Origin of the sequence: Cysteiniphilum sp. JM-1, from assembly GCF_008711525.1 — a bacterium.
Classification (GTDB): Bacteria; Pseudomonadota; Gammaproteobacteria; order Francisellales; family Francisellaceae; genus Caedibacter.
This window is the reverse complement of the sequence record NZ_VXKS01000014.1, coordinates 53,523-65,691: the sequence shown is the minus strand read 5'-3', so window position 1 is coordinate 65,691 and position 12,169 is coordinate 53,523. Positions and strand designations below refer to the sequence as shown.

Annotated in this window: 12 protein-coding genes; 7 read left to right on the top strand and 5 right to left on the bottom strand. The window is 36.1% G+C overall.

What is annotated here, in order from left to right:
* Positions 1 to 194: 194 nt before the first annotated feature.
* Positions 195 to 437 (bottom strand): hypothetical protein, encoded by a 243-nt coding sequence (locus tag F3D68_RS07595; protein WP_151193843.1) that lies wholly within the window; start codon positions 435 to 437, stop codon positions 195 to 197.
* Between the two features lie 430 nt (positions 438 to 867).
* Here F3D68_RS07595 and F3D68_RS07590 point away from each other — a divergent pair, with 430 nt between their 5' ends.
* Positions 868 to 1,221: a hypothetical protein gene (locus F3D68_RS07590; RefSeq protein WP_151193842.1), complete on the top strand. Its 354-nt coding sequence runs from the start codon at positions 868 to 870 to the stop codon at positions 1,219 to 1,221.
* Between the two features lie 18 nt (positions 1,222 to 1,239).
* On the opposite strand, the gene F3D68_RS07585 is transcribed toward F3D68_RS07590, so the two are convergent.
* Complete coding sequence (locus F3D68_RS07585) at positions 1,240 to 1,485, bottom strand: hypothetical protein (protein ID WP_151193841.1); 246 nt, start codon at positions 1,483 to 1,485, stop codon at positions 1,240 to 1,242.
* Positions 1,486 to 1,601: 116 nt separating this feature from the next.
* Here F3D68_RS07585 and F3D68_RS07580 point away from each other — a divergent pair, with 116 nt between their 5' ends.
* The 4 genes from F3D68_RS07580 (at position 1,602) to F3D68_RS07565 (ending at position 3,228) form a co-directional block, all read left to right on the top strand.
* Positions 1,602 to 1,973 carry a type II toxin-antitoxin system RelE/ParE family toxin gene (locus F3D68_RS07580; RefSeq protein ID WP_151193840.1) on the top strand — a complete coding sequence of 124 codons (372 nt, stop codon included), beginning with the start codon at positions 1,602 to 1,604 and terminating at the stop codon, positions 1,971 to 1,973.
* On the top strand, positions 1,973 to 2,275 hold the full coding sequence (locus F3D68_RS07575; RefSeq protein ID WP_162902239.1) for a helix-turn-helix domain-containing protein: 303 nt from the start codon (positions 1,973 to 1,975) through the stop codon (positions 2,273 to 2,275). Before F3D68_RS07580 ends, F3D68_RS07575 begins: the two co-directional genes overlap by 1 nt.
* Positions 2,276 to 2,530: 255 nt before the next feature.
* Complete coding sequence (locus tag F3D68_RS07570; RefSeq protein ID WP_151193839.1) at positions 2,531 to 2,770, top strand: hypothetical protein; 240 nt, start codon at positions 2,531 to 2,533, stop codon at positions 2,768 to 2,770.
* 56 nt (positions 2,771 to 2,826) lie between these two features.
* On the top strand, positions 2,827 to 3,228 hold the full coding sequence (locus F3D68_RS07565; RefSeq protein WP_151193838.1) for a hypothetical protein: 402 nt from the start codon (positions 2,827 to 2,829) through the stop codon (positions 3,226 to 3,228).
* 135 nt (positions 3,229 to 3,363) lie between these two features.
* Here the strand turns inward: F3D68_RS07565 and F3D68_RS07560 are convergent, their stop codons facing one another.
* Entirely contained in the window at positions 3,364 to 3,711 is a 348-nt protein-coding gene (locus F3D68_RS07560; RefSeq protein ID WP_151193837.1) for a hypothetical protein, read from the bottom strand.
* 7 nt (positions 3,712 to 3,718) lie between these two features.
* Positions 3,719 to 4,000, bottom strand: a complete 282-nt coding sequence (locus F3D68_RS07555) for a hypothetical protein (protein WP_151193836.1) — start codon at positions 3,998 to 4,000, stop codon at positions 3,719 to 3,721.
* Between the two features lie 752 nt (positions 4,001 to 4,752).
* On the opposite strand from F3D68_RS07555, the gene F3D68_RS07550 reads away from it, so the two are divergent.
* Both F3D68_RS07550 and F3D68_RS07545 read left to right on the top strand, forming a co-directional pair.
* The gene (locus F3D68_RS07550) at positions 4,753 to 5,217 is read left to right on the top strand and encodes a hypothetical protein (protein ID WP_151193835.1); all 465 of its coding nucleotides are present in this window, start codon (positions 4,753 to 4,755) and stop codon (positions 5,215 to 5,217) included.
* On the top strand, positions 5,208 to 5,534 hold the full coding sequence (locus F3D68_RS07545) for a hypothetical protein (protein WP_151193834.1): 327 nt from the start codon (positions 5,208 to 5,210) through the stop codon (positions 5,532 to 5,534). Before F3D68_RS07550 ends, F3D68_RS07545 begins: the two co-directional genes overlap by 10 nt.
* Before the next feature lie 63 nt (positions 5,535 to 5,597).
* Here F3D68_RS07545 and traI read toward each other — a convergent pair whose 3' ends face one another.
* A complete protein-coding gene (traI, locus tag F3D68_RS07540; protein WP_151193833.1) occupies positions 5,598 to 12,044 on the bottom strand; it encodes a conjugative transfer relaxase/helicase TraI in 6,447 nt (2,148 codons plus the stop codon).
* Positions 12,045 to 12,169: the final 125 nt, after the last annotated feature.

The following is a 12,169-nucleotide window of genomic DNA, read 5'->3' as shown; positions in this document are numbered from 1 at the left end:
ACTACCGAAGTTGCACCAGCATGTAATTTACTCGGGAGCCGGATGCGATAGTTTCGCACGTCCGGTTCTGCGGAGGGGCTGACTGAAGAAATTTGGTCGGTCTACTCATCCATAGCCCGTAGTGATGGGCAATAGTTTTAAGTGCCTTTTTTCCATTTTTTAAAACCACGATCGTGGTCGTAAAACAGGAAATTTTAGGCTTTAGCGCTGGCGAGTGTATCCGCAAGATTCTCCAGTAATTTTGCAAAGTAGAAAAAAATGGTATATTTCTGACAGTAGGCATTTAGTTGCTCTGGCTTAGAATTTTCCATAATTTCTCTGAAAAATAGCATCTCATCAATCATTTCGGTTAACAGCATCATGTCATCGGTGTTTTTAGCACGCAGGGCTTTAACTTTGGCATCAATAGCCATGATTTTCGTTTCGTCATCACGCATAGTAATTGTGCTACTCAATATTGTTTTGCACGAATATTAGCTTTTAATGCGGTTATGGTCAATTGGGCAGTTCATGTGTTTTATAGAGGTTGTGCGCCTGAGCAAGAGAATACTAAATAAAATTAATAAAAACGCCTAGTTTCGACCGCTCAAGCGCATAGAGTAATCATAGTCAATGTTTTTAAATTTGCACAATGTAGAGCAAATGGGTTATCAAAAAACTTTCTCGACAAGGAGTCAATCACGCAGTGATTGACAGCCTAGTAATATTTTCTTTTTTAACAAGCCAAAATTGAAATGCAAGGGCTACGCAAGTGCCTACGGCACCCTTGCATTTAATTTTCTAAGGCTTGTTGCAAAAGGGTTGTGATCACACACAAAGCGAAAAAATAGAAACAACCAAAAAGAAAGCTGCAAAAGGAGCACAACCATGAATGATAAAAACTATTACGTAAACACAATCATACAGCAATTATTTACAGGTGGAAGAACCTTGGTTTGGAGTTGGGGTGCGCATGACTTTAAGCGCTTAGATGAAATGACACTGATGTTTAAAGTCAATGCAAGGCGTTTAGAGGGTTATGTATATATCCGTTATTGCTTTGGCAGTGATACCTATGAAGTGTTGTTTAGTGAATACCCGCCGAAATTTACGGCAACTAATGAATGCGGGTATGAGATACTGGAGCATGCAACGATTAAGAGGCTAGAAAATGTTTACTGTGATGATATGACGTATCGCATTGATAACGAAATCGAACGCATCCCTGAGTATCGATATTAAGCGAATTAGTAGACTGCATTATGCAGTCACTCCTTCCTTAACTACTGCTGCTTTCTTCACTTTATTTCTACGCTTAAAATCTTTATCAGATTCGAGTGCAATTTTAATGGATTCCTCAATTAAAAAATCAATATCATTTTCGCCATCAAGTGATGGATTCCAATCTAAATACTCTAGCATTTTAATGTAAGTTTCTTCGGTAATTCTAACCTTTTTAGGTAGCGTCATATAACTGGGTGCAGATGGTTTTGTAATGCTTGGCATGTTATTTCCTTCCTTATTTTTATATTGTTATTTTTAAATTTCCACTTCACTATCTAATTGACAAAATAAGTCAATGTATTATAATACTATGTATTACGTCGCTAACAATTTTAAGCATGAAAAATTATAAAATAAAAAAGTTTGCAAGTGAATCAAAACATATTAGCGATGCAGATTTAAAAAAAACGTTAAATTACTTTGCTTCACTGGATGACTTGGGTAAACAAAGATATGCATTAGGTGGTAGCTTATATAAGCTTAGAGTAGCGACAGACAATAAAGGCAAAAGTGGCAGCAGTCGAACCATTATTGTTTTTAGTGATGGCGTTGTATGTTACTGGGTGCATTGTTTTAAAAAGAATGAAAAAGAAAACTTCACAAAGCGCGAGCTTGTGGACTTTAAAAAGTTGTCTAGCATATTGCTATCATTAAGTGATAGTGATGTGCAAACGTTAATCGAAGATAAAAAACTATTTGAGGTGATATGATGAGCAGTATAAGAGAAACCATAAACGACTTGTCAAATGATCTATATACCAGTGGTATTATTGACAAAACAACATTACGCGAATTAACTGAAGTTGAAACGCCAACAGTATACGAATATACAGGCGATGATATAAAAGCGATTAGGGAACGTCAAAACGTCAGCCAAGCTGTTTTTGCTAGATTTCTTAATATCAGTCCAGCGATGGTTAAAAGTCTTGAGCAGGGCACACGACAAGCTAAGGGTGCTATTTTAAAACTGATTAATCTCGTTGATGAAAATGGTTTAAAATATTTATCGTAATTTTTAATTTTTTCTCTCACTAAATCTCTTTTAAAGTTCTTCCCTAAAGTCTCAAAAAATAAACACGAAGACAAAGCCGATAAAAAGGAATCACGCTTGCAGCGTGATAGCCTAGTAATATTTTCTTTTTTAACAAGCCAAAATTGAAATGCAAGGGCTACGCAAGTGCCTACGGCACCCTTGCATTTAATTTTTTAAGGCTTGTTGCAAAAGGGGTGTGAACACACACAAACCAAGAAAAAAGGAAATATGACAATGCATAACACATATACATTAAATAATGGGAAAACGATTCAAGTCGTAGGATTTGGTGACTGGTCAAACATATTGGTTAAATTGGAAGGGTATGATTCAGTGCTTTGTATCGTAGATAGTCTTATTCATTCAATGACAGACTATGAAGAGCCATATGCCAAGCTCAAGGCAGATTATCAGCTCACGCCATCAGAACTAACCAGAATGAACTTAGATTATCCCAATACCGCGTCATTCTAATCAATACCATCGATATTAATAAATACAAGCAAAAAAATAAAAAAGGAGTGAAAACTATGGCATATATGACCCAAGTAAAAAAGAAAAGCATTCAACCGCAAATTAAAGCACTCGCCAAAAAGTATGGTGTTACTTGCACGCTTGCAGTTGAGTATTACAGTACAATTGTTTTAAACATCCGAAGCGGAAAGCTAGACTTTTTAGAGAATTATCACAATGCGCGTAGGCGTGAGTATGATGTGCGTGAACGTGGTCATTTAGATTTAAGATTCAAGCGGCATGTTGAGGATAACTTCACTGGTGATTGCCAATTTTTTTTAAATGATGCGATGAATATTTTATATAGCATGGAATATTACAATGAAAGTGATGTATATAGAGATTATTTTGATGTTGCTTATTACGTAACAATCAACATTGGCAAATGGGGTAAGCCATATTTGCTTTTAACAAACTAATCGCAGATATTAGCAAAACGAACAACAAATTTTTTCTTATTTCAATCAAACAAAAACGAAACTAAAGCAAAACATATTAAGTCCATAAAATCAAAATTAAAAATGAGTAAAACAAAAAAATAAAAATAAGTGAGATTATGTTTGATATGAAGGTATATTTTTTAGTATCGCTTCGTCAACGATCACGCGGCTCATCATGTCGTATATATCATTTAAAATAATTTTATAATTCAAACTAATATCTGTGTAATGATAAATAATGTCACTAGGATTATTTGAACTATTATTTTCGTTTTCATTCAAACAAAATTCACATGTATGCTTAATGATGTGCATCATGATATTATCAGAATTACCAGTATAAACATTGTTTAAGATCATTTGATTACATGCTGTTAAGATTGATGCTAAATGATCTGATGAAATTTGACGTATTTTTTTAGTGATTTGATGTGCAAGTTTTTCAGCATTCTCTTCTCGCATAAGTCACCTAAACATTGCCATAATCTTCAAAATGATTGCCACGATTGACTGCCTCATCATGTAGTAATTTTTGGTAAAGAGAATCTGGAGGATTAATACCAAACTGATTTAGTTTTGCATAAAAATAATTTAAGTCCTTAGGAAAATGGTCATCATCCAAATTTGAGTACAAATATTTTTGATTGTGTTCAATGACTAGGTAGTGGTACTGTAGCGGTCTGTCCCAACCCATTAAAACTTTTACGTTTTTCTGATTATCGTTAGTTGTTATAAATTGATATTGCGACATAATTTTTTATTCCCTATTGTTAATGTTTACAATGACTATTATACCATTGGTTTTCAGAGCTTAATTTTTTGATCTATAGTGCCTTTAGTTTTAAATATTATTTTTTAAATATGTGGTGTGACTTATTAAAAAAAATAATTAAGCTAAACCAATTTTTATTGGCTTACTATTTGTGTTTGATTGTCACTTAAAATATGATTGTGAATTTCAAAATTTCACCAAAAACCTTGTCAAGTACTTTTTACATTTTCCTTTGATTAAATAGCTAAAAAATCCACTCATGCGACGTAGGGTTGTCTGCCTATTTTTCACACTCCACAGTAACGATAATGGTTACCATAATCATTATATTAAATTCAAAGCATCCCTGACACGAACCCTAGGCTCGCCCACACACCACGCAATGGTGTGTTGCCTAAAAAGGCTTAATCAAAGCCTTATAAATAAAGGCTTTTGGCTTTTTTTAGAGAATGTAAAATCATTAAAAATGCTCCTGTTTGTGTTGTAGCGAAAAGTAATACACAGCAAACCCTTTATTTATAAGCATTTCTTGCCATAAAGATGACGTATTTACGTGTTAAAACTACATTGTAGTACAAGTGATTTGCTCGTTAACCTAGTTGTAGCACAATCTACTACATGCGGCAGCCTTATAAAATCGTTAAATGTAGCAAATTGTGATACAGCAACCTAGCAAGCCCATCCTTTAAGTGATACAATGTGCTACATGAATAAGTAAGCAAAAACGCATTATGGAATCAAAACAATACCCAACCTCCTTAAGATTATCTGAAACCGAGAAAGAGTATTTAACCAAAATAGCATATGACAATGCATTGTTGAAAAGTAACAATGAGCCATCATTGGGATTAGCAATTAAGCATTTAATTCGCGAAAAAATACTGGAAAACAAGGAAGAAAAACAAGGTGAAAATGTTGTTATTTCTGATGATATTAATCATTTAGTAAAGTTAACTGAGCAAATAAATATTATGATACCTCACCTTGTTCATGCCGCACAGATAAGTACGAAATGTCTTTTAGGCAAGATAAATGACACCGAGATTGCCAAGAAAATATTTACCATTTCTCTGGATGAAACAGTGAAAAAATGCGGGCAAATTCAAGACGAAGAATATAAAAGTATTTATGTTTCAAATGATAAAAACAATATGAAAACAATTCCAATAGAGGAGGATAAAAACCAATGGAAATGAAACTAGATATAGGCGCTAATGTTTATGAAGAATTAGAAAAACATGCCAAAAATGATAGTAAATCAACTGCTAACTTTGCGCTAGATATGCTTGATTTAGGGTTAAGAGTGCATAAATCATCGTTAGAGAAATCCAATGATGTTGTGATTGATGATGGTGTGAAATACGCTATTGAAACCAACGAGGTGGTTAAAGAGATCATACGCTGTGTCTTTGATAAAACAAAAACAACCGGTAAATTCTTTGATGCCGATACCTTGATAACAATGATCGAAAACAAAACATCGGCTTATTTGAAAGGAAAAAATGGAAAATAAAAGAGCGATAAAATGACAGATAAATCAATTATTTCAGTGTTTATGGGAGAATATTTTTAACAATTATCGCTCAATTTCCTTATTGACAGTTTGTGATTTTGGCATTTCCTTATGCGCTGTTTTTGGTATTTTATCAGCAATATTTTCAACCTGATCACGTCTTACCTGATCTTTTATCTGATCATTTAATCGTTGGTTGATGCGATTTAACTGCTGATCATTGGCAGATATTTCTTTATATATTTCTGATTTCTTAGGATTTATATGCATTGTGCTAATGGCAATATCTATTCCTTTATCAAATAACTTATTGTCATTGATGGATTTTGCATTTATAACCTGCTCAGATTTATGCATCTGATCAACAAGTTTATTAAGGTTAATGTCTTCATTTTTAAGCGATTTATTGACATCAATTGTTTGCGACAGCTTTTCAAACTCACTGCCTTTTATTGGGTTATTAATCAGCTTGGTTAATGCCTGATAACCGTCATTTTTTAGCACATCATTTAAATCTGTCTTATGCTTTTCCGGCATGATAATGTAGACTTCCTTGCCAATATTTTCAATGCGCTTGATCGCTTCATTGATGACTCGATCACTTAATGATTTAATGCCATCGTTATCCAATGCTAAAACAACCTTGTCCGCAAGCTTGTCTAAGTTGATATTAGCAAAGTTAGATTTACCCAGTACAGCAAGCACATGTGCCTTATTGTTAGCCTTTAAAATGGATAGACCCGTTTCAACACCCTCAGCAAGATAAGTGACAGACTTATCGGCTTTGGTGTTTAAGTCCACGGCAAAGCCATTCATTTTACCATAGGTTTGTTTGGTGATTTTAACCCCTTTATTTTTGCTACCATCTTGATTTAATCGAATTACTTGCACATGGTGAAGCGCATTTTTATCATCTCTAGCCACCGATAAAATAGCCGGAGTATAGATTCTATTGCCTGTTGTTTTATCGATGCCAGAAATCGAATTTACAAAGCGAATATCCGCATTTTCATAATGAGAAAGTCCACGAAAGTGGGCTAAATATTTTTCGCCAAGCGTGCCTTTAATGGGTACAGACTGCTGATATAACCTATCACCTAAGGCTTTCATTTTCTCTTGACGTTTTTCATCTTCAAGATTAATTTGCTCAGTAGACTTAGGTTTAACTGCAATATACTGCATATCTGGGGTGTAATTGACAAACTTTTTGGCATAATCCAAGACATCCTTAAAGTCACTAAAATTTAACTCATGTTTGATGAGATCAAAGGGGTTTCCACCTTTGCCTGTTTCATGTGAAAACCACTGTGCCTTTTCTAAATTCACCGTTAAACTGCCATTTTTACCAAACCGTAATTGGGTTTTATTTGAGAGTGATTTGTTAGGCTCACCCAATAGACTTATCGCTAACTCCTCCATTCTCTGGCGTAAAAGTGGCTTAATATCATCGGCTAAAACAGGTTTTTCTTTAGCGATATATTCTGTTTTTTCTGTTTTTTCTGTTTTTTCTGATGTTTTAGCAGTAGATATACTCTTGCCATTAACGTTTAGTTTAATATTATTTTGCTGATTATGCTTATCATAGGCGTTTCTTATTTCGTTTAATGTTTTATTTCCCTTATTTTCATTGTTTTCCTTATTCACCTTGTTTTCGTTCTGCTGATGGCTTTGATGTAGCATCTCATAAGCAGATATTTTATCAGCTTGCAGTTGCTGTCTAGCATCTTCTAAGCCATTAAGAAGCTTTATTTTGTTCGCTGTGTATATCGTTGCTTGCATGCTTGCGCGTGTTAGCTGAATATACATAGAGCGATAATTTTCATCGGCTAGCCCAATAAAATATTTAGAGGTCGCCCCTTGGACACTGTAGGTCGTATTGGTATAAGCATAATCCCAAAATTGATCTTTTTTATCCGCAAGGTTAATGGTTAGATCATGACTCTGGGTTTGGGTATGATTGTCATTGTGCTTATTCTGCTGTGCATTGATGTGATTTAAATAAGCCTTACCATCTTCAATAGCACTGACTTTATATTCAGTACCACCGACCCAACCACGCTTAGGATCACTTTGTCGTAATCGGATTCGATCACCAATACCAAGTTTTACGTCTAGTTCTTTATAAACACTCATATCGGCTTTTAAAGCAATACTGGCAGGATTAATGCTGTAGTTATTACCGTCATTTATGTTTTTAACATTCAATTTATTCTGACTTTCATCAATACTCATGACCTGCATATGATCACCTTTTTTGGCGACTGAATAGCCTTTTTCAAAGCGCAGCACGTCACCAACCTCATAGTTTTTAGCATGCAACATATCAGCTTGATCAATGTTTTTTGACATTAAACGAGTTGCATTGACTTCATTTTTAATCTGATCATCATTAATAAGTCCTTGGCGAATACGCTGATCTATCTCATGGCGATCTTTATGTGTTGAAGCCACAACAATGGTATTTTCGCGCTGCTCTGGTATGCGTGTTAATACATCCTTAGCAATCGCATCATATAAATTAGTTAACGAGGGTTTGCCGTTGTCATCTAGTAATACTTTGCCTTGACCATCCTTTGCAGCACCAACTTCAATAAACGAAATAGACTCGCTACTGTAAAAATCCTTACGCTGAATATGATCAAAAGGATTAATACTTTCAAGATTGATCAATGCTCTAGCGGGTTGCTTATCTGCGGCTAGTACCGCCGACATTTTTAATTGTGGGTTAGGATTTTGGCGCACAATTTCATTCATTGAGGCATATTTTAAGCCGTTATTCATGCTTAACTCTTGTGGTTTCCCGCTTTCAATTGCCACCTGCTGCTTAATGTCGCCTGAGAAGATGCCCCTGGCATTGAGACTAACAATTTTCTTTTGAATATCATGATAAATACGATTACCTAACATCGAGGACTCATCAATAATAAACAGTGTTTTGTTGTTATCTATCTTGTTCGTATCGTGTCCATCATGCGTTATATTTGCTTTATTAATAAAACTATGTGCAGTAATCACCGGTATCCCTGCTTTTTCAAAGCGACTACCCGTCACTTCTTTATTGATAGACTCATCAAGCATTTGCACTGCCTTATGTGTTGGCGCAATGCCAATGATATTGAATCCAGCCTTTTCAGCATGTTGTTTTAACTCTTTCATCATCGTGGTTTTTCCTGTACCGGCAAGCCCTTGCACTCCAATGAAACGATCATTGGTGGTTAAGGCTAAGCTCACCGCATCTCTTTGTCCTTGGGTGAAGCTTATTTCTTTACTTAGTGTTGGTGCTTTATCGTAGATGGGCATAACACTGCCGTGGTTGTCTTTAACGGTTTGGATAATGCTTTTTTCTAACTGATAGGCACAAGGTGTTGTGACCGCTTGTCCCGTGACTAGCAAATCCCCTTGCTTGGACTTATCAGCAATGATTTTTTCAATCTCCTCAAGTGATACCGAACCAAGAGCATATTTCATCGACTCTTTGAGTAAGTCGTTCAGATGAAATCCTGCTTCACGTTCAGCAAGTTTCGCAATACCATAAGAAACAGCAGTATCCGCCTTGGTTTTGTCATCACCGGATAAGGCTTTAGCCACCACCTCTAAGTCTTTTCTAATAGCTTCCTCAGTCCGTACAATCGGGTTATAGCTTTGTGCTTTACCACTGGCGACATCTAATGCTAACCATGAGACTTGCTGTGCATTTAAAGCTTGGGTGCTTTTTTCCGGATTGTCGGTAAAAAGGGTGACTTTTTTCGCAAACTCAGCAATCTCACCAATGTTATTTTGATTAACCTGATAACTTGAAAGCGCAGTTAAAGCACTATCAGTATCTTTGTTTAACTGATGCGGCTTAATGACATAGCCATGCTCAATAAAACTTCTTTGCAGCTTTTCATTGGCTACAAAAATGGTTTTATCTTTTTTATTGTCGTGCTGAATATGGATACCATTTTCAGCAATTGATAGCACTTTAAAGGTGCTGTTTTTGTCAATTTTGACGGTTTCAACTGTTTCAACCTTGCTATTCTTATTACTTTCACTGCTTTTAGCATCGTTGTTTACTGAATCCACCGGATAATCCAGATAAAGGTTACGAGTGGCGCGCAGTGTTTCACCGACAGCAATTGCCATTGTTTTGCTTTTATTGGCTTCAAAATTAACTTTAAAGCTGCCATCAGCATGAAATAAATCTTCCTTTTTCAGTGACAATTGCGCTGTCTCACCGTGACGGTTCGTTAAATGTAAAGCTTGATTGTCGCGATCAATACCGGTCACAAGATAGTTTTGCTGTTTGTGCTTTTCGCCATTTTTTTCATTTTTTACACCTTTTTCATTTTTCCCAGTTTGGGCAAACGGATTCAATGTCACACTATCACCAAGTTGATAGCATTGTGTTTTGGTTTTTTCAATGTCACTTAAGCGACTGGTTGATAGTGTTTGGTAGTGGTTCTCCTGCAAGGAAAGTTCGCCCTTTTCTTTCAAGTGGTCACGAATCTCTCCAGTAATTTCTGCTTGCGCTTTATTGGTAAAAGCCACAACAGGCATATTTTCTTTAGCTTCATTATCTAAGCCAGCATAATGATATGCTAAAGCCTTATGTGATTCACTGGAGCTTGCCACCTCCACTAACGTGTCTTTGGAAATGCTTTGTGATTTTAACTGATTAACACCAGACTCTTTTAATAGCTTCATTGGATTGCCCGCACTAAAACCAAGAGTTGATTCGGTGTTATTTAAAAAGGCAATCTTAGCCTTACCTTTTTCGGCTAATGTATTTAAACGTTCAACGTCTTTAATGCCAAGTTTTTGGCTATCTGCGACAATAATTAAATCCTGCTTTTGGCTTAATTTAGCAAAGGGATTATTGAGCTTTTGCGTATAATCATGCTCAAACTTACCAACGGTTTGCAGTAAGTCATGCTTGAAATGGTTTTTAAAGGTTTTCCATAAGCTTGACCCATCACGCTTGACATCTTCTTTAAGCATATTTAAGCGCGAGTAGTTTTGATGCAATACATAGACATTTAAACCGTTGTTCTCAGCCGTTTTAACCAGTCCATCAATAAGTTTCGCCTCATTGCGTAAGCCTTTAACATCAACCAATTGCAAACGATCTTTATGGTCAAATAATGAGGCGTCTAATCCAGAGCGATTAAGATTGACTGACCATGAACTAGCCATTGATGCTTTGGCAGACTGCATGAAATCTTTTTCACCTTTTACTAATTGATCTGTCGTATAGTATTGATGTTCACGCCCAATAAGCTCACCTGTTTTAAGCTTATCCGACAATACCGCTTCTAAATGATCATGCTCAACCAGTCCGGCTGAAAAAACAAAGGCTTGGCGAATAATATCCCCATGCTTTATCTGCACGCCATATTGAGATAAATGAGCAATCGCGTCACTAATGGCTTCTTTAGCGTTATGTGATCGTGTTTGTAAGTCACTGGTAACATAAGTTTTTGTGGTTTGCTGTGTCTTCAGCGTATTGTTTTTAGTGCTATTGGTTTCATTTACCTTTTCTGCTTCTTTTGTTTCTTTTGCTTCTTTTTTGGCATCTTGCTCAAGGTTGTTAATAGACTCCATAAACACTTTGCCAAGGCTAACCCCTTGTGCTTTCGCATCTTCAATCCATGCGGCTTTTAATTCATCCGGTGAAATATTACTTTTAGCAATACGACTGTCTAAGCAAGCGTTTTGCGCAGCTTTAGCGCCACTAAAGCCTTTTTCTTCTAGCTTATCCAGAATCTGTGTTCTGCGTTTAGATTGGCTTTCAAGATAGTCTTGTGACAATCCAACAATATCAAAGTTGCCATATTGATCTTTAACTTTGATTTCATAACCACATTCAACAGTGCCTTTAGCAATTTCACTATTATAAATCATGCCCAGATAATGCTGATTGGCATAAAGCATTTCTCTAAAGCCATTTTCAAGATGCTGTACATCATTCTTTTGTCGGGAAGATAGCGCACGCCATTGCCCGTCTTCTCTTTGCGTAAAATTCATCGTAACGCCATGCGTATGCAGTTGCGGGTCTTTTTCACGGGATGAGGTGTGACGAAAGGTTGCAATGGTTAAGTTTCCCGTTTTTTCATAACTTGTGATGCCATTTTCAGTAATGCGTGCTTCCGCATACAAAGCTTCAATCTTGCCTAATGCTTTTTCAACAGCTTTGTTATGGACTTCAATCAAGCGTGTATCACCTGCAACAAGACCCATGATAGATAACGATTTAGGTGCTGAAAAGGTAATGTCCGTTGCAGGGCGATGTTTGACAGAACCATCACGCATAATGCCAACTTGCTCACCGTTAGGAAGCCTGCCATGAAGTAAATCTAAAAATAACTTTTCATCGACTTGCTCACCTTTAATCCCGAGTAGTTCAGCGCCTTTGCCATGCCAAGTTGCCGCTTCTTTTAACTCAGACTTATCGGTTAAATAGTAATTATCTTTGTCGATGAAATACTTGTGTACATTGCTGCCTGAACTGACAACGCCAATTGACATCATGATGTTTTACCTCCGTGAATGAATAGTTATCTAATGATTGATATTTGCTATGTTGTGTTTTACTTGAATTGACAATCAAAACGGTTAGCATGACCACCGTGGATCGCCGATTATTCCCTTTCTGG

Bases quoted from the DNA above. Each gene is read 5' to 3' on its own strand.
- F3D68_RS07595 (WP_151193843.1), bottom strand. From the start codon at position 437: ATGCGTGATGACGAAACGAAAATCATGGCTATTGATGCCAAAGTTAAA.
- F3D68_RS07590 (WP_151193842.1), top strand. From the start codon at position 868: ATGAATGATAAAAACTATTACGTAAACACAATCATACAGCAATTATTT.
- F3D68_RS07585 (WP_151193841.1), bottom strand. From the start codon at position 1,485: ATGCCAAGCATTACAAAACCATCTGCACCCAGTTATATGACGCTACCT.
- F3D68_RS07580 (WP_151193840.1), top strand. From the start codon at position 1,602: ATGAAAAATTATAAAATAAAAAAGTTTGCAAGTGAATCAAAACATATT.
- F3D68_RS07575 (WP_162902239.1), top strand. From the start codon at position 1,973: ATGAGCAGTATAAGAGAAACCATAAACGACTTGTCAAATGATCTATAT.
- F3D68_RS07570 (WP_151193839.1), top strand. From the start codon at position 2,531: ATGCATAACACATATACATTAAATAATGGGAAAACGATTCAAGTCGTA.
- F3D68_RS07565 (WP_151193838.1), top strand. From the start codon at position 2,827: ATGGCATATATGACCCAAGTAAAAAAGAAAAGCATTCAACCGCAAATT.
- F3D68_RS07560 (WP_151193837.1), bottom strand. From the start codon at position 3,711: ATGCGAGAAGAGAATGCTGAAAAACTTGCACATCAAATCACTAAAAAA.
- F3D68_RS07555 (WP_151193836.1), bottom strand. From the start codon at position 4,000: ATGTCGCAATATCAATTTATAACAACTAACGATAATCAGAAAAACGTA.
- F3D68_RS07550 (WP_151193835.1), top strand. From the start codon at position 4,753: ATGGAATCAAAACAATACCCAACCTCCTTAAGATTATCTGAAACCGAG.
- F3D68_RS07545 (WP_151193834.1), top strand. From the start codon at position 5,208: ATGGAAATGAAACTAGATATAGGCGCTAATGTTTATGAAGAATTAGAA.
- traI (WP_151193833.1), bottom strand. From the start codon at position 12,044: ATGATGTCAATTGGCGTTGTCAGTTCAGGCAGCAATGTACACAAGTAT.